The organism is Natronincola peptidivorans, assembly GCF_900111615.1.
Lineage (GTDB): Bacteria > Bacillota > Clostridia > Peptostreptococcales > Natronincolaceae > Natronincola_A > Natronincola_A peptidivorans.
The window spans coordinates 39,566-61,550 of record NZ_FOHU01000007.1; the positions used below are offsets into that span (position 1 = coordinate 39,566).

24 protein-coding genes, 1 pseudogene and 1 other annotated feature are annotated in these 21,985 nt (G+C 34.8%); of the genes and pseudogenes, 4 read left to right on the plus strand and 21 right to left on the minus strand.

All coding sequences use genetic code 11. From position 1 onward, the window contains the following. Position 1: 1 nt before the first annotated feature. The 7 genes from BMX10_RS09175 to BMX10_RS09205 form a co-directional block, all read right to left on the minus strand. Entirely contained in the window at positions 2-1,009 is a 1,008-nt protein-coding gene (locus BMX10_RS09175) for a sugar-binding protein (RefSeq protein ID WP_090442779.1), read from the minus strand. Between the two features lie 395 nt (positions 1,010-1,404). Beyond that, positions 1,405-2,466, minus strand: a complete 1,062-nt coding sequence (locus tag BMX10_RS09180) for an oxidoreductase (protein WP_090442781.1) — start codon at positions 2,464-2,466, stop codon at positions 1,405-1,407. Positions 2,467-2,490: 24 nt separating this feature from the next. Beyond that, positions 2,491-3,447 (minus strand): ROK family protein, encoded by a 957-nt coding sequence (locus BMX10_RS09185; protein WP_090442784.1) that lies wholly within the window; start codon positions 3,445-3,447, stop codon positions 2,491-2,493. 389 nt (positions 3,448-3,836) lie between these two features. Further along, a complete protein-coding gene (gene speE / locus BMX10_RS09190; RefSeq protein WP_244272685.1) occupies positions 3,837-4,673 on the minus strand; it encodes a polyamine aminopropyltransferase in 837 nt (278 codons plus the stop codon). Positions 4,674-4,801: 128 nt separating this feature from the next. Further along, positions 4,802-5,716 carry an agmatinase gene (gene speB, locus BMX10_RS09195; RefSeq protein WP_090442791.1) on the minus strand — a complete coding sequence of 305 codons (915 nt, stop codon included), beginning with the start codon at positions 5,714-5,716 and terminating at the stop codon, positions 4,802-4,804. Positions 5,717-5,934: 218 nt separating this feature from the next. Then, entirely contained in the window at positions 5,935-7,554 is a 1,620-nt protein-coding gene (locus tag BMX10_RS09200) for a sodium:solute symporter family transporter (RefSeq protein ID WP_090442793.1), read from the minus strand. 648 nt (positions 7,555-8,202) lie between these two features. Continuing rightward, on the minus strand, positions 8,203-8,805 hold the full coding sequence (locus BMX10_RS09205) for a hypothetical protein (protein WP_090442796.1): 603 nt from the start codon (positions 8,803-8,805) through the stop codon (positions 8,203-8,205). 215 nt (positions 8,806-9,020) lie between these two features. Here BMX10_RS09205 and BMX10_RS09210 point away from each other — a divergent pair, with 215 nt between their 5' ends. Next, positions 9,021-9,293, plus strand: coding sequence for a hypothetical protein (locus BMX10_RS09210; RefSeq protein WP_090442799.1), 273 nt, complete (start codon positions 9,021-9,023; stop codon positions 9,291-9,293). Positions 9,294-9,526: 233 nt separating this feature from the next. Next, positions 9,527-9,688, plus strand: a complete 162-nt coding sequence (locus BMX10_RS18005) for a hypothetical protein (protein WP_170834756.1) — start codon at positions 9,527-9,529, stop codon at positions 9,686-9,688. Between the two features lie 69 nt (positions 9,689-9,757). On the opposite strand, the gene BMX10_RS09215 is transcribed toward BMX10_RS18005, so the two are convergent. The 13 genes and pseudogenes from BMX10_RS09215 to BMX10_RS09270 form a co-directional block, all read right to left on the minus strand. Beyond that, entirely contained in the window at positions 9,758-10,468 is a 711-nt protein-coding gene (locus tag BMX10_RS09215; RefSeq protein ID WP_090442802.1) for a DUF881 domain-containing protein, read from the minus strand. 226 nt (positions 10,469-10,694) lie between these two features. Then, positions 10,695-10,877 carry an alpha/beta-type small acid-soluble spore protein gene (locus tag BMX10_RS09220; RefSeq protein ID WP_090442805.1) on the minus strand — a complete coding sequence of 61 codons (183 nt, stop codon included), beginning with the start codon at positions 10,875-10,877 and terminating at the stop codon, positions 10,695-10,697. A 65-nt stretch (positions 10,878-10,942) separates the two neighbouring features. Beyond that, positions 10,943-11,632 (minus strand): YczE/YyaS/YitT family protein, encoded by a 690-nt coding sequence (locus BMX10_RS09225; protein WP_090442810.1) that lies wholly within the window; start codon positions 11,630-11,632, stop codon positions 10,943-10,945. A 16-nt stretch (positions 11,633-11,648) separates the two neighbouring features. Beyond that, complete coding sequence (trpS, locus tag BMX10_RS09230) at positions 11,649-12,641, minus strand: tryptophan--tRNA ligase (protein WP_456298992.1); 993 nt, start codon at positions 12,639-12,641, stop codon at positions 11,649-11,651. Positions 12,642-12,699: 58 nt separating this feature from the next. Next, positions 12,700-12,932 (minus strand) — a binding site (T-box leader). Between the two features lie 77 nt (positions 12,933-13,009). Continuing rightward, on the minus strand, positions 13,010-13,201 hold the full coding sequence (locus tag BMX10_RS09235; protein ID WP_090442815.1) for a hypothetical protein: 192 nt from the start codon (positions 13,199-13,201) through the stop codon (positions 13,010-13,012). Between the two features lie 252 nt (positions 13,202-13,453). Next, complete coding sequence (locus BMX10_RS09240) at positions 13,454-13,684, minus strand: glutaredoxin family protein (RefSeq protein WP_090442818.1); 231 nt, start codon at positions 13,682-13,684, stop codon at positions 13,454-13,456. Between the two features lie 186 nt (positions 13,685-13,870). Next, positions 13,871-14,077: a hypothetical protein gene (locus tag BMX10_RS09245; RefSeq protein WP_090442821.1), complete on the minus strand. Its 207-nt coding sequence runs from the start codon at positions 14,075-14,077 to the stop codon at positions 13,871-13,873. A gap of 384 nt (positions 14,078-14,461) precedes the next feature. Continuing rightward, positions 14,462-15,532: an ACR3 family arsenite efflux transporter gene (gene arsB, locus BMX10_RS09250; RefSeq protein ID WP_090442823.1), complete on the minus strand. Its 1,071-nt coding sequence runs from the start codon at positions 15,530-15,532 to the stop codon at positions 14,462-14,464. A gap of 83 nt (positions 15,533-15,615) precedes the next feature. Then, a pseudogene (locus BMX10_RS18590) lies at positions 15,616-15,807 on the minus strand (hypothetical protein); the annotation flags it as partial. A 125-nt stretch (positions 15,808-15,932) separates the two neighbouring features. Continuing rightward, complete coding sequence (locus tag BMX10_RS09255; RefSeq protein WP_090442826.1) at positions 15,933-16,259, minus strand: ArsR/SmtB family transcription factor; 327 nt, start codon at positions 16,257-16,259, stop codon at positions 15,933-15,935. 168 nt (positions 16,260-16,427) lie between these two features. Beyond that, a complete protein-coding gene (locus tag BMX10_RS09260) occupies positions 16,428-16,688 on the minus strand; it encodes a metal-sensitive transcriptional regulator (RefSeq protein WP_090442829.1) in 261 nt (86 codons plus the stop codon). A gap of 147 nt (positions 16,689-16,835) precedes the next feature. Next, complete coding sequence (locus tag BMX10_RS09265) at positions 16,836-17,522, minus strand: Crp/Fnr family transcriptional regulator (RefSeq protein WP_090442832.1); 687 nt, start codon at positions 17,520-17,522, stop codon at positions 16,836-16,838. A 22-nt stretch (positions 17,523-17,544) separates the two neighbouring features. Beyond that, positions 17,545-18,285, minus strand: coding sequence for a methyltransferase domain-containing protein (locus tag BMX10_RS09270; protein ID WP_170834757.1), 741 nt, complete (start codon positions 18,283-18,285; stop codon positions 17,545-17,547). A 188-nt stretch (positions 18,286-18,473) separates the two neighbouring features. Between BMX10_RS09270 and cooS the strand changes: the two genes are divergently transcribed. Then, positions 18,474-20,600: an anaerobic carbon-monoxide dehydrogenase catalytic subunit gene (gene cooS, locus BMX10_RS09275; RefSeq protein ID WP_090442838.1), complete on the plus strand. Its 2,127-nt coding sequence runs from the start codon at positions 18,474-18,476 to the stop codon at positions 20,598-20,600. 131 nt (positions 20,601-20,731) lie between these two features. Beyond that, on the plus strand, positions 20,732-20,917 hold the full coding sequence (locus BMX10_RS09280; protein ID WP_090442841.1) for a DUF1858 domain-containing protein: 186 nt from the start codon (positions 20,732-20,734) through the stop codon (positions 20,915-20,917). A gap of 72 nt (positions 20,918-20,989) precedes the next feature. Here the strand turns inward: BMX10_RS09280 and BMX10_RS09285 are convergent, their stop codons facing one another. Continuing rightward, on the minus strand, positions 20,990-21,985 hold the full coding sequence (locus BMX10_RS09285; RefSeq protein ID WP_090442844.1) for a molybdopterin molybdotransferase MoeA: 996 nt from the start codon (positions 21,983-21,985) through the stop codon (positions 20,990-20,992).

Consider the following 21,985-nt stretch of genomic DNA (forward strand, 5'->3'; position numbering starts at 1 on the left):
TCTATTCAAAAGTATCAATGATTTCTTCATATTCGTGAAGATTGCTTTGAGTAACGACTCTTACTCCTGTATCTATAAAGGTAGAGACATTGGTCTTTTCCTTGATATCTATAAGTGCCTTCAAGCTTTCGTAACCCATTTTATAAGGATCACTCATAACTGTCCCATAAATGATATTCATTTTAATATATCTTAAAATGTTTTCCATATCACCATAGCCAATAATTGAGATCTCTCCTACCTTATTATGATCCACGATAACTTGAGAAGCCCCTAAGGTATCAACATAATTAGTTGTCAGAATAGCATCCACTTCTGGTTGATTATTTATGATTGATTGTGTTATTTCTTCGGCACTTATTGTCCCAAGCTCTGAGGTATATATCTCTACCACCTTCATATTTGGATAGTCTTTAATATGACTTAAAAACCCATTGATTTTTAAGTTTTGGCTAGAGGTATCTAGCTCATAATCACTGCTTACGATAATAGCTATTTTAGCTTCTCCACCAGTAGCCTTTATCATTAGCTGCGCTGCTTCCCTGCCCAGTATAAAACTATTGGTCCCTACAAAAGCATTTCGATTACTGGTTTTACTGTCATTTTCAATAGTGACAAGGGGAATTCCCTTTTCATAGGCTTTATTGATCAATTCAACAACCCCGCTGCCATTTGAAACATGGGTAATAATACCATCCACATTAGAAGTAATAGCGATGTCTAGATATTTTAGCTCCTCCTCAGGATTATTAAATCGAGGTGCATTAAACTCTACCACTACATTGTAGTCCTCAGCTGCAGCTTCTATCCCCTGTCTAATTTGCTTCCACAATGGGTCCACTGAGTTTTGTCCAATAAAGTAGAAATGATATCTCGGCACCATTGAAATAGTACCCTGTTCTCTTTGGGATAGTTTATATAAAATTGCACCATTAATGATGATGATGATGAGTAAAATAAAAATAATATTTCTATTAATAAAATCAAAAACCACTTTTATTTTTTTCATATCTAAGGATTGCCTCCATTAAATTTTATCTAAATGTAATTATAATAGTTCGACAAATATAGTGTTATTCCTGTTAAAAGCATCTGCAAAACATTTCTTTACTAAAAAAAAGAAACCGTCCTTTCACTAGTTTAGTCATTGATTTATTTAAGCAACTAGGATAGACGGTCTATCATTTGTAGTGTGGATTACGGTAATAATCTCCTCTACTTGATTATGCTATTCATATTGAGTCTATGAATGATATTTCATTTTATCTCTTAACTTCATTTATACTGGAGGTAAGCCTCCTATTCCTCTATACTTTTTTGTATTTTAATGCTATTTTTTATCAGCATTCATACCACTTTGTTGGTTATAGTAATAATTTGTTGTGAAAAATTACAGATGATTCATTAAAGGAAGGGTATTGTACGCTTCTCTTTGTTGCTTTTTAATGCAAGCTCAATAATTTTTATTGTATCTCTTGCTTCCTGAGGCTTTACCTGTAATACTTCTTCTCCAATAATAGCTTTATATACATTCCTGTACAACTCTCTATAATCGCCTTTATTACTTTCTACCTTTCCTCTAAAATGACTGTCTGATACTTCTGTATTAAGGATGCCCCATATTTCCTCTGATTCTGTTCCCCATAGTTCATTATTATAAGGGAGTTCTCCTGCTTTTAATGCTTCCTCCTGTGGGTCCATCCCATACTTTACAAAGGAACCTTTGTCACCCAATACAATAAAGTGTGGTAATGCTTCTCTTACCAACATGCCTGCTCTAAGAACGGCCTTGTGTTTTTCATAATGCAATATAACGTGAAAGAAGTCCTCCACTTTTGCTTCCTCTCTTTGAATCCCTACATGAGCTGTTATTTCTTTAGGAATCCCGAATAAACACAATGCTTGATCAATCAAATGACTTCCCAAGTTATAAAGTATACCTGCCCCTGGCAAGCTTTCTTCTTTCCAATCATCTTTGTTTACTACATTTCTAAATCTGTCGAAATGGGCTTCATATTCTACAATATTTCCCAAGAAATTATTTTCAATTATTTTTTTAACCGTTAAAAAATCACTATCCCATCTTCTGTTTTGATTTACTGTAAGAATTTTATTCTGTTTTTCTGCCAGCTCTATCAATTCCTCTGCCTCTTTGGATGTATTTGTAAAGGGTTTTTCTACTACTACATGCTTATTAGCCAGCAAAGCCTTTTTTGCAAATTCTGTATGGGTAATATTAGGAGTAGCAATCACCACAAGTTCCAGCTCTTCGTCCTGCAAAAGACTGTCGATATCAGAAACAGTCTCCACACTAGGATATATTTTTTTGATATCTTCTATGGTTTCCTGTTTCCTTGCAACAATTTTTGTTAAGGATAGCCCTTCAATTCCTTGTATAATAGGTGCATGAAAAACCTTTCCTCCTTGGCCAAAACCAACAATTCCTACATTAATTTTTCTTTTCATAGCTTACCCCCTACTCGCCTATGTTTATCTAATAAGCTGGAGCTTAGCATACATAGCACTACCAATAATACCAGCATCATTTTTAAACTGGGCCAATTTGATTTCTGTAATATTCATGCTTTTTACATAGATATATTTTTTAACTTCTTCCTTTAAATCCTCTAGGAAAACATCCCCTGATTCAGAGATGCCACCTCCTATGGCAATAACATCAGGATCAAAGATATTAATAAAATTTCCTATGCCGATAGCTAAATAATGTATCATTCTATTTACAGTTTTTATTGCAATACTATCTCCTTCTCGTGCGCAGTCAAAAATAATACGTGCATTGATAGCTTCTAAGTCCCCTTCTACTCGATGATAAATCATGCTTTCTTTATTATCCTGCAACAGGCTTTTACAATGTTTTATAAGGGCAGTTGCTGAAACAAAGGTCTCTAGGCATCCATTGCTTCCACAGGTGCAATCATAAAAATTGTCTCCTACAATTACATGCCCCACTTCTGTACCAATACCATGACTACCAGAGAATACTTGATTGTTTATTATGATCCCACCCCCTAGGCCAGTTCCTAGGGTAAAAAAAATAGAGTTTTTTGTACCAGCTGTGGCCCCATTGGTATATTCTGCTACAGCAGCAACTGTTGCATCATTTTCTACGTATACCTTCATACCAGTTACTTCTTGTAGCTTTTCTCCAAACGGTACATTCTTCCAAAAGAGATTTGTTGCAAAATAAATAAATCCTTCTTCATTTGCTACTCCCGGCACCCCAACCCCAACTGCCTTAATGTCTTCTTTTTTTACTTCTGTTGTCTCCATCAGATTATGTATTAACTCTATTATTTTATTTGTTACCCCTTCATAACCCTTTTCTACAGGCGTTGCCCCACTATTTTTTTTGATAATACTTCCTGATTCTGTCACTAGTCCTACCTTTATGGAGGTTCCACCTAAATCCACACCGATATAGTACAATATAAGACACCTCTTTCACTGTTTTCATCGTAATCAATTTGTATTTTAGTATAGTATTTCTTTATATTCTTAAAAACTCCTTCAAAATTATTGAATTGTCAAAATAAAATAAGCCTTAACAATATCCAGAAGAGATACTCCCTATCCTTGATGGTATTCTTAACTAAAATTATAGTAATTTTCAGCTGTAGCTGTTGAAATTTTTTACCAGTCATCTCCTGAACCTTTACTTTTATAAGTACAACTGCCTTTATCATAGCTTCTAGATATTGAAAATTTACCTTTACCTACCTTTTCGTTGTAATAACTGTTTTATTAACTATATTTAGATATAGTAAAAGCTAGACCAAAATAACTTCTGATCTAGCTTTTCTTATGGGTTCAACTTGCTATTTATTAGATTCTAATACTTCCTTTATGAAATTTGGTAATGCAAAGCAAGCTTTAAATATATCATGGTTGTAATATTTAGTCTGTAGATCTTGTTTTTCAGCATCCATTCTATCATAAGGATCATACTTCTTGGATCCCATTGTATAGCCCCAAAGAAACCCTGGATAGGTAGGCGTAGTAGCAGTATATACTTTAGTAATAGGATATAACTTACTTATAGTATCGTATACTTTTTTGATTAGGTTTTGATGCAGAAATAGTGATTCACTTTGACATACAAATATACCATCTTCCTTCAATGCGTTATATACATTATGATAGAAATCCTTACCAAATAACTCTACAGCAGGACCTATTGGATCTGAGGAATCTATAATAATGACATCATATGTATTTGGATTATCTTTTATGAATTGAACACCATCCTTGGTGATTACATTTACTTTTGGATGATCATAAGAAACACTGGTTTCTGGCAAATACTCTCTGCAGGCCTCTATTACCTTCTCATCAATTTCACACATATCTACCTGTTTTACGCTTTCATGCTTTGCAGCTTCTCTAGCAGCACCACCATCGCCGCCACCAATAATAAGTACTTTTTCAGGAGCAGGATGGGTAAATAATGGTACATGGGTGATCATTTCGTTATATACAAATTCATCCTTAACGGTTACTTGGATAATATTGTCTAATACTAATGCTCTTCCCATCTCTTGTAGTTCAACGATGGCTACCTGTTGGAAATCTGATTTCTGTTGATATAAAACTTTATCTACTGTCCAGTTTAAAGAAAATCCTGAAGAGTGATGCTCGTTTAAAATGATTGGCAATTTTCTTCCTCCTTTAATACTTTTTTCCATTGTTATTTAAAAACAGGTAAATTATATCATATCTATTTCAGTATGTATATAATATGCTACTTGTTTTTCAAAATATTCTTCTTATTTCTTTAAAGCATCTACAAAATTCTTACATATTCATTTTTCTTTACATATACTGCACCCAAAACTTCATATATGGTTTTTAGTGCTGCCCAACTAGTAATATCAGAGGAATCTAGAGGAGGAGCAACCTCTACAATGTCCATTGCCTCCACCGGAAGTGATAAAATCATGTCCCTTACCAGCTCTATCAGTTCTCTAGTACTAAGTCCTCCGGCCTCTGGAGTACCCGTTCCAGGGGCAAAGGCTGGATCTAATACATCTATATCTAAAGTAATATAGATTTTCGTATAATCTTTATACTTTTCTTTAACAGTATTAATTACATAATCTATACCTTTTTTGTATACCTCCCTTGCACCTATAATCGTGATTTCTGGATGTTTTTCAAAGAACTTTACCTCTTCCTCCATGTAGGACCTTAGACCAATAAAAGTTAATCCCTCTGGCTGTATAGCATCTAATTCCAAAGCCCTTCTCTGGGTACAGGCATGGGACCATGGATGTCCATCATAGGTATCAATAATATCAGGATGAGAGTCAAAATGTATAATTCCTATTTTTTCACCTTTATTTACTTTTGCAAAAGCTGTTTCTAGTGGTATAGTGACAGCATGATCTCCCCCTATGAAGATGCAGAATTTTCCACTTTTTATAAGATTGGCAGCCTTTTCTTCTACTTCCTTAAAGTATTCTTGCCAGTCTAAGGTGATTTCAACATTGTCATCATCATATACTTTAAGATCTTTTAGTATCAATGCTTCTTCTGTAACTGGTGGTAAGATTCGAGACAATTCTCTAATTTTATCAGGTGCTTCCGCTGCACCCTTTCTATTGCTTACTGCACTGTCAAAGGGTATTCCTAAAATAACGACATCAGCTTTGCTAAAATCATCTGTATATAGCTCTCCCCAAGGTAAACGATACTTCATTTTTTTCCCTCCTTCTACTCATTACTGACTAGTATACCCTGTTTATTGCATATAAAATGCTTTGCCACCTTTTCATTTTAAAGAAGAGGTGGCAAATTCTTTCTCTCATATATTACTAAGATTATTGTTTAAGCCAGTGACAGTTTATGACTAAATAAAGAAACTTATGCTTCACTTCATCAGGAATAAAAATACCTTTAGTCTTAAGCCTCATTTTATTATGCTTTTTCTATCTTTTTATCCTTAGACCAGAAAAAGAGTTTATCATCCATTAATTCACCCTTAGCATTAACAAACGGTTTTGGTGGATCTGAGCTTTGGGTTTTTAAGGATACTGCAAAAATCAATACAAAGCCTACAATGGCAGCAGGGACCAATGCCATATAAAGAGCATCCCAAATCGCCCAATCCATCGCCACGCCAGCTTCGATCAATTCCTCTTCAAAATTAGCTTCCTTTGTAAAGGGAAGTAAAAGTGCAAAAGAAACTGCCCAGGTTGTTAAACCACCAAAGAAGGAGGCAATAGCACCTTTGCTGTTGGCTTTTTTCCAGAAGAAGCCAACCACATATGGTGCAACAATAGTTGCTAAGGAAACAGCACCGCTAAATACAATCAATTTATAAACAGCACCAAACATTAGTGCAATCAGCATAGCCACAATAGCTACTATGGGGATGGCTATTCTCATTGCTTTCAATTTATCCTTTTTGGTAACACCTGGTTTAAGGTGTTCATATAGGTTATGACCAATAAGGGTAGAAACAATTAAACAATTATCTCCCACAGTACTAATAATAGCTGCTGCTAAAGCTACAATAAAAATGGTTCCCGCCACAGGTGACATCATATAGTCAGCTACCCATGGTAATACCATCTCAGTTTGATCCAGGGGCAGTTCTAACCCGTAAGTGAACATAGCAATACCTATAGAAACAGGGATTAGACCTAAAACTAAGTATAAAACGCCACTAATGGCAAAGCCTCTAACGGCTGTTTTTTCGTCCTTAGCCGCCAATACTCTTTGTAATAACACCTGACTATTAATATCCCCTATACCTAGAGATGCCCAGGCAGCGATATAATACATAATTGCCAATAAACCCGCATACCATAAGTAACCACCATCGTCAGCGGCTACAGGAAAGATAGCGAAGGTTGGCAGCTCTCCCCAGTTCTCGGCAGTTGCCAAGAAGTTGCTAAAGCCGCCCACTTCTCCCATTACTACTGGGAACATTACCAGTAATCCCATGACAATTAAGATAAATCCAATAGCATCTACTCTTGATAATGCCCATAATCCTCCAAAGTACGTAACTAATGTTACAACAATGGTTGCAATCACTGTAGCTATTGTCATATTGAAGCCCGTGGTTAGATTTACAATGATCCCTAGTGCCACCAATTGTCCACCTAACCAGCCAGTAGCTGCTATAACCTGGATAATCATGTACAGCATACCCATTCTGGGGTTATATCTCTTATTAAAAAAGTCTACTACTGTACTATAACCAGCTCTACGGAGGCGAAAAGCAAAGAAAACCGCCACTATAAACATCATCAAAACAGGTCCAAATGGATCAAAAACAACACCTTGCAAACCAAATAAATAAGCTTCTCCTGCAGCACCCATAATAGCACCAGCGCAAATCCATGTTGCTACTATAGATGGCACCATAAACGGTAGTGTTAAGTTCCTTCCAGCTAGTGCCAGGTCATCCGACTCATGAATCTTACTAGAATACTTAAAGCCTAAAAACAGGATTAATACAATATAGGCAGCCAATAACCCCAATATCCAGTTAGAGGTTACAAAAACACTAATTAATGGATTTTCCACTATATCTCCCCCTTTAATTTTTTTGTTAGTCACTATTGTAATTCGTTTCAGAATAGTCTGATATTTTTTTAGCTTATCAGTTTATTTTACTATAATTTGTCGAATAATTAAACTACATTATTATTGTTTCTTCTATTTATGTGAGTGAGGATGTCTACCCACCAGAAACTAGCGGATAGATAGCTACCTCATCCTCATTACGTGATATACACATAAATGGTTCTTTTGCTTCATTCTTGGTTCCTAAAGCTAATTCTTCGTATATAAAGTTGAATACGTCCGTTTGCATATTAGATTAAATATTATCAATGTTGAGAAGATATGAAGGTTTTTTCTAGAAAAATCATTTTTCTAATTTAAGATTAATTTATCAACTGTGAGCCAAGAATCTCAATTTTGATACAGGTGAAAGCCAAATTGATGGTTTGAAAAGAACTAGGTAATTAAAAATCATAATTTCTAGACATAAAGAAAGTCCGCCACAAAAATAGCTTCTACTCCTTTTGCAATGGACTTCTTGGCTCATATGATATAGCGTTTTCTATTATTACAATCTATAGCTTTTAATTATGCAATTCTTTTTTATGATTTCTACCAAAGTTTTTTAGGGTTTCTTCTATCATTTCCAGTTTTTATTTCATCTAGCAGCTATTCTCCCTGCTTCTTTATGTACACAAACTGCATTGGTGCTCTTAAAATCCTTTCATAATCCTTTATCTTCCTAACTATTTTACCCCGATGAAAGGAAAAACTAGATATAGCCTCCCAAGCAAACACCCATCCTCCTACATAGAAGCCTTCTAATACTGTTATGAATACAGGACTTTCATAATCTATTATTACACTTTCTAGGATTGAGGCTATCAATATCAAAGAAAATGCTGTTACTACATATAATAATACTTTTTTAAATAAATCCTTTAAACATCTTCTTTCAGCCCTTAAATAGTGATTATACTGATGTTTAATACCTTTAACAATATTGACCTCTTTGTCATGATCCCTTTCATCCTCTGATACAGCAATTTTCAATTCAATGTCGTACTTCAATGGTATTTCCAGAGAGCATTCTTCTAAAAAAAAGATTAAGTCAGGATCCAAATCTCTTCTTTTAAAGGATGCATTATCCCATTCATTAAATAAATAGATATATTTTTCTAAAAGAATTTCTATGATGAGATTTCCTGTTATGGGGTTTTGTGGATATATTTCATTTAGAAATGTATCCTTTTCATAGTTTTTCCTTTTCATATTTTATCCTCTCACTTTTTATTAATCTACTTTTAAAATTAGCTTTTATATCAACATACCATCCCTAATCAAAGGTTTTTTTATTAAATTATGTAGTTTTTTCTTTATATACATAGTTGTAATATTGATTATGATATACTATAATAATATAATTCTATTAGAATTGTATACCTTTACTTATAAATCTATAATTGTTATAAGGAGTGTGATTTAGGATGGACTATGTGCATACTGGAGTTTTTCTCATGACAGAGTGGGTGAAAACTTTTTTAATCTTTACTATCGTTGATAGAATAATTGTCGGTCAAAAAATCATTGATAATTTTAAAAATCATAATACCTATATTGCATCCCTTTTGGTTGCAGCATTTTTGATTATTACTCGCACCCAACAATTATCTATCGGCTCCATGTTGTTTTGGGGAATTATCATTATGATTTGTTATCAAATAATTAAAAAAATAAAGGATGTCTTTATTAAATCTTGATAAAAAAAATCCTTTTACTACTATTTGGATAAATGCCCCCTAGAATTTACTTTGCTAAACAATTAAGAAATGTAAAACCTCCCTTAAATTGCATCTATATTTTTTGTTTTTTTTACAAAAAATATAGTCAATACAAACATATAATTCATCAAATATTATTTGTTTATAGTATTATAAATTAAGTCTTATTAATACACTACACAACAACCATCTTGGTTTAGGGAGGAATGATGATGCTTAACAGAATAATAGCTATTTTATTAATGGCCTTCACTATAACAGTTTTTAATATCCAAGAAATAAACACCTATAAAAGTCATGATTCAAAAACTTTGACTATTGAAGATACTATAGACTCTTTTAAGTCTCAAACAACCTTTCGAAAGATATGTTAGCAGCAACTATACAATCATACAACACACAAAAAAACAACAGGAGAAATGAAGTCTTGTTGTTTTTTTGTGCTAATTACCATTTCCAGTTATATCAAAAAATTGTATAGGCTTTTCTTTAGTCAGGGCTGGAATCTTCATTTCCTCTTCAAATTCTATAGTTGCATGAATTCCGTCTCCTTGCATTAAATCAAATAGTAAGGTTCTAAAATTTACATAACGACGAAATCCGTCCATATTTCCTATCGCTTTAATCGTATAAGGCGGTGCAATAGGCATTGTATTTACATTAATATGAATACCCGCTAGGGTTACTTCTGTTCTAGCAGTAATTCTATGATTATTAACAGCAATAACTTCAGCTCCAGACATCCTAAGCTCATTAATAAGATTAATTAAATATTTTTTTTGTTGTACAATGATGGCTATATTTTCTTCCAAAGTACTTTCTAAGGTTATTTTGATACCAGGCCCTATTGCTGCTTCATGACCTGCCAGCATCCTATTTTCATTTACCTTGGTCTTAAGGTTTTTTAATACAATATTTTCTGTAGCTCTTTCTTCTTCATAATTATTTATCTCTGTTCTTAATTCTTCTATTCTTGTCTTCATGTCTTGGTTAGCCTTCCTCAAATCCAAAACCTCTTGAACCTCTGTATCACCACTAAAGGGTAAGGGAAATTCTTCATTGATTTCCCCAAGCACATCTATATGGATACCTATAATTGTTCCAAATATCGTAAAGGCTACAAATGCAATAATAGAAAAATGGGGTTTTTTCAAGGTCTCACTTCCTTTAATCAACACAAAATATCGCTTCAATTTTCTCACATTTTTATCAATATTTTTTCTTCTTATTTTAAATAATAACTGTTCCTTAAAAAATAGTCAATAAAATCTAATCCTTAAAAAATTATTGTCAACTGCAAAATTATGAAAACCCAGCTGTCATAGTGTATCCGAAAATACAAGTATGTGCTGGGTTTTTAAAACAATCAAAAGATTTAAATTATGATCTTCCTAAATGTGTCAAGGATTTCTCTGCTTCCTCCACCATCTTTTTTACCATATTACCACCTACATGACCTGCATGGGTATCATTTTGCAACCCCAGTTCTCTGGCTACCTCTGTCTTAAAAGTATTTAATGCTTGTCTTGCCTCAGGCACTACAGGATTGTTTCTTTTTTTCATTCTTCATCACCTCTATATTTAGTATAGAGGCTCAATAAAATATTATTACTGGAAGGTTTTTGCAATTATTCTTTTGCTTTTATTTTTATATTTTTCCTTTGCTGCATCCAATTTTTTATCAACCTAATATCTTCATCAATATATCTATGCTTTATTTTTCTTATGTTAAATTTACATATCTTAAAGGCCAATTGAATAAAGTATCCTACTGATAAAGCCATAATCAAGGTTCCTATGCCTACTGTTCCTCCTAACAGATATCCTACAACTAAAACGGAGGCTTCGATACTGCTTCTAATAAGGCGCACGGATTGTGTTGTCCTCTTGGTGAAGGCCACCATGATGCCATCCCTTGGTCCTGCACCTAATCCTACTCCAATATATAAAGCGGAGCCAAGTCCAAGAAGAAACATACCAATGACTGCCATCACTAATGCCATTACAAAGCTGCTTCCTATCGGTATCATCTCCATTGACATAATAAAATCAATAAAAATACCTATAAATACGATATTAGCTATAGTTGCCCATCCTATTCTTTCTCCTAGGTAAAAGTTTATTGCTAGTAATAACAATCCCACAATAATACTAGCCTGCCCCAGTGTCAGACTTGTATTGATAGAAATACCCTGATGTAATACATCCCAAGGCTGCAACCCAAAGTTGGCATTTATAGTAGTGACAATACCTAATGCAAAGATAAATAGGCCTATATATAACCTTGCTATTTTTGGTAGGACTCCCTTTATTTTCATAGTATTCTCTCCTTCATTACACCAATCCTACTTTTTCTCTTACTTCTTGCATGGTTTTTTCTGCAATTTCTGCAGCTCTTTCAGCACCATTTTTGTATACTCCTATTATATAATCAGGGTTTGTCATATAGTCCTGATATTTTTCTTTAAAAGGCTTTAAACTCTCTACTACGATTTCTGCTAATTCTGTTTTAAAAGCTCCATAGCCTTTGCCTGCATATTTTTCTTCAACCTCTTGAACACTACAGTTCTGCAGCTTTGAATAGATGGTAATTAAGTTCTTGATACCTTTCTGTTCATCACGATATAACACTACATTTTCACTGTCAGTAACTGCACGTTTCATTTTTTTCACAATAACATCATTGCTATCCAGTAGAAAAATGGTTCCATTTACATTTTCATCAGATTTTGACATTTTATTCTCTGGTTCTTGAAGACTCATGATTCTTGCACCGACTTTACCAACATAAATATCCGGCAGCTGAAAGGTTTTCCCATAGGCGTTGTTAAATCGAATGGCTATATCCCTGGCTAATTCTATGTGCTGACGTTGATCCTCACCTACAGGTACCAAATTAGTTTGATACAATAAAATATCCGCTGCTTGAAGTACTGGATATGTATACAAGCCTGAATTGATATTATCCTTATGTCTTTCTGATTTTTCCTTAAATTGTGTCATTCTGTTAAGCTCTCCTAGATAAGTATTGCAGCCTAAAATCCAGTTAAGTTCAGTATGCTGACGAACATGTGATTGAAAGAAAAGGATATTTTTTTTATGATCTAATCCACAGGCTAAATACTGTGCCAAAAAAGATAAACAGGATTCTCTAAATTCCTTCGGATCATGTCGAATGGTTAAAGAATGTAAATCTACTATAGAGTAAAGACATTGATAATCATTTTCTAATGCCTTCCAGTTTTGTATCGCTCCAATGTAGTTACCTAAAGTTAAGCTTCCAGTAGGTTGTGCACCACTAAAAATCACTTTTTCTTTTTTCTCCATCATTTTGTTCCCTCCTACTTTATATTATATAAAAAACTCTTCATCTCATAAATTATCATTTAGAGACGAAGAGCTATTCTCCGCGGTACCACTCTAGTTAGTGTAAAACACTCCCTTAGCTGTTGAATGTATCAACCCTTCCCTAACGGTGGAAGTATCCGTCTTGACCTACTATGATTTCAGTCAGCACTCTTAAGTCCATTCAAAATAGTCTTTCTATCGATCTTTCACCATCATCGATTCGCTTTTTACTAAGGTACTATTTCTACTTGTCTTAATCATCGCTTTTCTTATATGTTTTTTTGTATTATAATTTAAAATCTATAGAGTGTCAATAAATATATTTTTTACGAAATTCAATAAATTAATTATCGATTCTCCTCCAATACTTCAATTCTTTTCTCTAAATCCCTTATCTTCTCAATAAGGTATTCCTCACTATCTACTGTGTTTTTAGATTTACCAAAATGCCGCAGCAGGATTACTGTCAGCGCTATAGGTGCTGCGAATAATACAATAATTAGTATTAAGTTGAAAAACTGATACAATATCCCCTGCATAGAAATCCCCTTCCTCAATATCACACTAAATATTATTCTCTTTTTATTATAGCATAATGTTAAAGAACCGTTAGGGTTTTTGTAAAAATCTGTTTTATAAATACTTTTTTTAACATCATTGTATTAAATCATTATTTATAATGTTTTTACAGATTATGCTATATGATATAGAATTGTGCGATGGATTTATGTAGGGTACTGTTGACTCTGCTACAGCTTTAAGGCAGAGCTTAATTGCTCTGCCTCCTTTATTTATCCTAATAGTTCTTCAATTTTATCTTTATCAAAGCCTACAACAGTTTCTCCGCCGATTTGAACCACTGGTACAGCCATAATCCCTTTTTGCATTAATTCCTTTCGAGCTGCTGGATCCGTCTGCACATTTTTTTCTACGAATTCTACACCTTTCTGTGAAAGAAACTCCTTCACTGTTCCACAATGTGGTCATGTGTTACTTGTAAAAACAATTACTTCTTGACTCATCATTATTCCTCCTCAATAGATTCTTTTTACTATTCATTAAATACCCTAATAAAAAAGCATTTAACAGACCTGTGCCAATAAAAACATAATACTATTTTCTCCAATTGACGCAGTCAACTTTGCTATGGTTCTATGTAGCATCTTACTTAACAAATGCCTTTATTATTTATATTATTACCATTTTTTTCATTCTTTTGTCAAATACTTTTTTATCCCTCTTCTTATTTCCTCTCTTGTATAGATAGGATTCCCAAATTCCTTCATGTTATAATACTGAATTAACTCTACAATAGCAGACATATTAAATTTGTTTACTTCCTCTACACCCTTAAAAAAATCATTTGCTTTATCCAGGTCTTCAATAAAGGACATCACATCTTTTCTTTCTTCCATACGATCACCCCATTACCTATATTCTAGTTTTTAGTGTGATACATTATAAAAAAATATATGCAATTTTTAGTAATAATAGTTTTTCCTCACAACAAAACCCACTACCTTAAGGGTATCTATCAATACCTACAGGTATTGATAAGCAATTTTGAGTTTAAATAAATAATACACACGTTACGGTTTCGCCCATGAATAACTCCTACAGCTCACTTCGATGAAAAATCCTACAATCTGCAACCTGGCTATCCTCAAACATACAGATTGCTTAACGTATTTCTCATCTACATTCACTGGGAGTTATGGTCATGTTCTGCAAATGTACCGCTTAGCATTATTTATTTAATCATAGGGTTGCTTATCTATAGTGGGTTTTTAAAATAAACTCTAGCTTCCCAGCTGTGATTCTCCAAACCAATGTCTTGTATTGTTGGCGATTCTTACTAATGCCAGCATTACTGGCACCTCCACCAGCACCCCTACTACTGTAGCCAAGGTAGCACCAGAATTCAATCCAAATAGAGCGATAGCCACTGCTACTGCTAGCTCAAAGAAGTTGCTGGCACCAATCATGGATGCTGGTGCAGCAATATTATGGGGCAATTTCCATGCCTTTGCCCACCCATAGGCGATTGCAAAGATGAAAAAGGTTTGGATAGTCAGAGGTATAGCGATCAACAAAATGTGTAGCGGATTTCCTAAGATAACGTCTCCTTGGAAGGTAAAAATGATAATTAACGTTAATAATAGACCAACAATGGTTACATTGTCAAATTTCCTTAGAAAAACATTCTCAAAATAATCTATTCCTTTTTCTTTTATAATATAGTTCCTAGACATATATCCACCTGCGAGAGGGATAACAATAAATAAAACAACAGATAAAAATAATGTATCATAAGGAACTATAACATCTGTTATACCTAGTAAAATTGCAACAATAGGTGTGAAGGCAAATAGAAGAATAATGTTATTGACTGCAACCTGGACTAAGGTATAGGCAGGATCACCCTTTGTTAAGTGACTCCAAACAAATACCATTGCTGTACAAGGTGCTGCTCCTAAAAGCACTGCGCCAGCTAAGTAGTCATTAGCTAAAGTCTCTGGGATAAAATTTTGAAATATTACCTTAAAGAAAAAGGCCGCAATTAAATACATAGTAAAGGGCTTAATTAACCAGTTTACTGTGCAGGTAACAATAAGACCCTTTGGCTTTTTCGTAGCCTCTACAATACTGCTAAAGTCTATTTTCAGCATCATAGGATAAATCATCAGCCAAATTAAAATCGCCACTGGTATAGATACCTGTGCATACTCAAATTGACTTAATACTTCAGGAACAATTGGTAAAAATTGTCCTATAGCTACACCTATGGCAATGCACAGTGCAACCCATACAGTCAAATAGGTTTCAAAGAATCCTAGTCCTCCTGACTTTTTCTTTTGATTTTGTGACATATAAACACTCCTTCTCAATTGTATTAAAGCTAATTTTTAGAAACACTGTATCCACTTAGCCTTCAGGGGAAGCATTAAAACAATTATATAATTTCTGCTCCTTCTAAAGTAAGCTTTTTCCAGCGTAATAATCTGGCTAGTTCTATTATTAATTCTCCATGAAAGGTTTTTATACGTTTATCGATATAAATCTGTATATTTTCTATAGGATAACAATAATAATCCTCCGGATTATCTTGGGGACTACCTAATTCTATAACAGGTACATAACGATCCCCACTATGACATCATCCTTTTTTACTATATCTTATGATGGCACTTTCACCATTGCAGATAATATACTCCACAGCATCCTTAGATATATTGATATGAAAATCCATATTTTTATCTAACATAAAGATCACTCCTTCTTCATCTGCTGATTATAACAATCCTGAGAGCTACCACATCCTCTTGCTTCACAAACCGTAGTGATTTCTTGCACTAGCTTACATAATTCATGGGCCTTCTGACTATTGATGGCATAGTACATCCATTTTCCTCTTCGATCAAGTCTGATTAAATCTGCTTTCTGCAACACCTTCATATGATGAGAAATAGTAGGCTGAGTTAATTCCAATTGTTCTTGAATGTCGTTAGCACATAACTCGCCATAGGTTAGCATTAATAAGATTTTTAACCTATTTTCATCAGATAATGCCTTAAATATTTCTACATATTTTTTCATCTAGTCCTCCCAATTATTCCACAAAGTATATTCTTATATTGGTACATAATCATATGTCTATGTTCAATTATTATAATAGTATATAATACAAATCCCTGTCAACCTATTTATTAGTGATTAAATCTTTTTGTAAATAAAAATGAGTCAAGCATTTTGACTCATTTTTATTTATTTTGCAAACTTAATCACTGTTTTTAAAATATTGTTTACTTCTTCCGGCGTAATATTGTCTTTCAGAAGACAATCCTTTGCATGCTCCTCCACAATCAAAGCACCAACTTTTTCTATAGAGGACTTTACTGCTGCAATCTGTAGTAATATATCCTCACAGGATTTATCCTCTGACACCATTTTTTCAATTCCTTGAATGTGTCCTTTTACAGTTTTAAGCCGATTTAAAATGTCCTTTCGTATTTGTTCCTGTTGCATTCTTTCACTTCCTTTATAGAGAATTAGCCACTACCAATTACTTGTTATATAGTTGTACACTTCCATTATTTCATTGCTAAACTATAGTCTGATGGGGAATACCCATACACAGCAAGCCTAAAATTCCAAACCTTATATCCACAATCCCTACTGAATCCAGTCTTTCAATTTCTCCATATTCTTTATAGTAATTTTCTTTCCTTCTATATCGATAGCTCCTTCTTTTTTAAATTGGCTCAAGGCACGACTCACAGTTTCTCTTGCAGTTCCTATCATATTGGCAAGCTCTTGTCTTGAGATATTTAACTTTATTTCTACCCCATCAGGAGTTTTTGTTCCATGCTCCTTGCCAAAGGTGATAAGATTTTTTGCTATTCGCATATAAGTGTCTCCCAATGCCAGCTCCTTTACCTTTTGCTGTGAATTAAAAAGCTTTTTGCTAAAAACCTTAATAATTTCTAGGGCAATTTCTGCATTGGTACGAATCAAATCTTCTAGGTCTTTGTTTTTGATCATGCCAATTTCTGCATCCTCTATTACCTCCGCTGAAGCAGGATAAGCTATGTCATTAAATAATGCTACCTCTGCAAAAACTCCTCCTGCTGATAAAATAGTAAAAATATGCTCCCTGCCATCTAGGGTTGTTTTATAGACCTTGACCTTCCCGGATTTAATAAAGTAAAAGGCCTCTCCAGGATCACCTTCCATAAAAATGATGGTGCCTTTTTTTAAGCTTCTCTCGATGGATATCTTGCTGATTTTTTCAATATCCTGCTGCTTAAGCTGGGAAAACACTGGTATCCCTTTTAAAATCTCTATGTTCATATTTTTCATGCTATCCTTCCCCCTTCCCCTCTTACTTTTCTGCCGCCACTACTGTAGCATAGCTTTCTTCCCTGTATTCTTCCTCCAAAAAGCTGCCATATAGCTGAATATTTTGAAAACCAGCTGTTTGAAGCATGCCCATTAGCTGTTGACTCTGTAATGGATATAGCGGTACGCTGTTGGAGTAGGTCTTCGTTGTATTTTCTTGTGCCACAACTAATTCTGTATTGAAATGAATAATTTTTTTCTCTTCTTCGTATTTATATTTTCTTATAAATTTTACCCCTGCATCTTTGTTTTCAATCGTGGGTAATCCATCAATATTGTATTTAGTAATTCTATCGTAATTGATAATTTGTAAAATCAAATACCCTCCTACCTTCAGGATACTATACATTTGATCTAAAGCCTGCTGGATTTCCTCTAGCTTTGTCAGGTGTACCAAAGAGTTTCCAATACAAAATACAGTATCAAAGCTTCCTTCTTTAAAATGGTTTTTTACTGTTTTCATATCTCCAGTTAAAGCTTCTAATGCCAGCCCCTTAGCTTTTACTTTGTCTTCCAACTGTTTAATCATCTCTGTATCAAGATCTAATGCTGCTACGAAAAATCCTTTTTCTGCAAGGGCTAGTGCATAATTTCCTGTTCCACAGGCGATATCTAATATTTTACCTTTAGGATTTGATGTCCTTTTCCTAATAAATTCCAATTGTGCATTTCCCATAGGAAAAACTATATCATAATACTTACTAAATTCTTGATAAAATCCCATATTATCTCCTCCCAAGTAGCTTGACCTGCATTTGATTAACTGTGGCTTTTTCCTATCATCTCTTGCTAAATCTTTAGCTTTCATTTTATTATAACCTATTCTTTTTAAAATACATAGTTTTGCATATTATTGAAAAAAATACTATAGATAAATTTTATTTATAATACTAGTACATGGAGGATGATTAGATGTCGGATTACAAGAAAGAAGATTTAAAAAACAGTACCAATCCCATTGGTAAGGGAAAGGTGGGATTAACTGCAGATGTGACTGGTGTCAGTGGTACCAATGATCCTACTTATCATGAGGATATTCATGATAAAGTAAAAATCAACTATGACAATATTAAGAAATCTCCCGCACCAGAAGAGGTCCATCAGTGGCAGAGGGAGCATATCAAAGTAGATGACCAAAGCCCCGAAGGTTACCCTTTAAATGTTATCGTAGATCCAGCAATGCGAGAAATGTATCAGGTAGTACATAATGCAACCTTAACCAATGTTTTTGATAGATTTTCTGAGCAACAGCCTCAATGCCGGTTTTGTGTGGAGGGCTTATCCTGTCAGCTTTGTGCCAATGGACCATGTAGAATTCATCCTAAGGCACCTCGTGGAGTTTGTGGTGTAGACGCCCATACTATGGTGGCCCGGAACTTTACCTACCGTCATGTGACCATAGGAACCTCTGCCAATATTTTTCACGCTCACCAGGCAGCCCGTACTTTGAAGGCAGCTGGAGAGCATCCTGAAAGTGGATTAAAAATCAGAGATGCTGAAAAGCTAAAGCAATATGCAGAGATGGCAGGCTTTAATCCTAATGATCCATTAGAAAAACTAGCTGTACAGTTTTCTGATTGGGTCATGGAGGATATTCATCGGCCCTTCCATGAGCCTTCCAAGCTAGTAGAAGCCTTTGCTCCTACAAAGCGGAAGGAATTGTGGAATAAGCTAGGTCTTTTCCCTGGGGGAGGCTATAGTGAAGTAGCTTTTGCCCAAACCAAATGTATGACCAATTTCACCTCTGATCCTGTGGATTTTCTATTGCATTGTGTCCGTCAGGGAGTAGCCAATGAGTATCAAGGACTATTTGCCTTAGATATCCTTCAGGAAATCTTAATGGGAACCCAAAAGATTGCAACACAGAAGCAAAATATGGGTCTTTTGAGTCCCGATATGGTCAACATCATCACCAATGGTCATATGCCTTTATTAGCCCATGTAGCCATCGAGATGGCTTCTACTGATGAGTGGCAGGAAAAAGCTAGGCAGGTAGGAGCCAATGGTATACAAATCTTTGGTCATGTTTGTGAAGGACAACAGCTGTTGAACTATGCTGGTACACAAAGCATGCGGGCCTATGGTGGTCAAGAGGGAGAATGGTTATCAGAAGAATATCTATTAGCAACAGGTGTAATTGACCTCTTTATGTTTGACTACAACTGTACAGTACCAACCTTGCCGGTATATGCAAAGCGTTTTGGTACCAAGCTGGTAAGCACCCATCCTGTTATCAAGCTGCAGGGTACAGAAACCTTGGACTTTGTACCAGAGAAAATGAATGAACAGGCAGAAAAAGTACTGAACATGGCTTTAGAAGCTTTCTCCAAAAGAAGAGATGAAAATAGAGAGGTTTATATACCTCCATATACCTCTGAATGTATGGTAGGCTTTAGTACAGAATCCATAAGAGATGCTTTAGGAGGTAGCTTTGATCCATTAATCGAACAAATTGCCAATGGTAATATCCGTGGTATTGCCACCATTGTTGGTTGTACTACAGCCCGTTATGGTCAAGGAGGAAGTAATATCTTTAAGATTACAAAGGGCTTAATCGAAAACAATATTTTGGTGCTATCTGGTGGATGCACATCCTCTGTTATGGAATATACAGGCTTGGCCCACCCATCTGCTGCTGAAGAAGCAGGAGATGGATTAAAGGCAGTCTGCCAACAGCTTGGTATTCCCCCAGTATTGTCCTATGGTGCTTGTGTTGATATTGGAAAGATGACTCATACAGCTATGGAACTGGCAGATGCCCTGAATGTAGATACTGATAAACTGCCTTTAGTAATAGGCGCCCCTGAGTATCTGGAGCAAAAAGCAGTTGCAGATGCTTGTACAGCCATAGCATTAGGATGGTTAGTCCATGTAGCCCCTGTACCATCTGTGACAGGCAGTGATGTGGTGGTAAAGACCTTAACAGAAACAACTGAAACCCTTGGATTAGGAAAGCTGATGGTTGAGCTGGATGCTGAAAAAACTATCCAAATCTATGTAGACCATATAGAGAAGAAACGAAAGGAATTAGGTATTTAATAGATAATCAGTCTCTTTATTCTCTATTGTGTGATAAGCATCACAGAAATTTGTGATATAAACTATGTTTTTTCATGCTAATAACCTTTATACTGATAGTAAATCAAGAAAAAATAAGGAGGCTATTACTTATGAAAATCACAAAGGATACATTAATCAGTGATGTATTAAAGATAAACCCTAATGCAGTTTCTATTTTGATGTCTTATGGTATGGGATGCCTTGGTTGCCCTTCCTCTCAAATGGAAACCGTAGGGCAGGCGGCAGCAGTACATGGTATCGATGCTGATGCCTTACTGGAAAAGCTTAATGCATAAAAGCCATACGAAAAATATAATTTTTTAGCATTAAAAAATCCACTATTTCTATATGAATGGTGGATTTTTATTTTATAAAGTATCCTCCTGCTCTATCCTTCCCATCATCTTTAGGATTACAGGTTTTACAATTTTTTCAAAAGCAGCATATGCTGCAGCAGGCTTTCCTGAGAGACCTATTAATAGTTTTTTTTGGTATTTTGCAACCACTATATATTTTGAAGAAGGCATTTTAACTCTCCAAAATAGCATGTCCGCTCCTATTTCTTGAAAAGCATCCTTCACCAAATCACAGTCCCCCACAGAGACTCCGCCTGTTGTAATAACTATATCTACTTTTGCTAAAGCTTCTTGAATCTTTTCTTTAATGATTTCTATGTCATCTATACATTTTCCTAACATGATTGGCTCCCCACCATTATTTTTCACTAGGGCAGCAATCACATAAGAATTGCTATTTCTTATTTTTCCTTCTATCAATGGCTGATGGATATCTATTAACTCATCTCCTGTAGAAAGGATGGCTACCTTTGGCTTTCTAAAAACCTTTGCATATGCCTTTCCTAGAGTAGCGAAAACCCCTATATCCTGTGCATCTATAACATCGCCTTGTTTTAAAACAATGTTTCCAACCTCCATATCTTCGCCGACTCTTACAATATTGGTGTTTGAGGGATAACCTTTATAAATAGTGACGGTTTCTTTGGTGAATTGTGTTTCTTCAAATTTTATAATTACATCAGCACCTTTTGGCAATTTAGCACCCGTCATAATACGTATAGCCTCTCCTTCACCTATCTCTTTAGAGGATACATGCCCTGCTGGAATAAAATCGATTACCTTCAGAGTTACAGGGAAGTCCTCTGTAGCATTATGAATATCATCTGATCGAACAGCATACCCGTCAAATGATGATTTTTTAAAGGGGGGCATATTCATGTCTGATACTATATCCTCTACCAGTACACCTCCTAAAGCATCTAGAATCGGTACATCAATGGCTTCTGTAGTAGTACTTTCTTTTAGCAGAACCTCTAGGGCCTCTTCTAAAGAAATATTGGTTCTCAT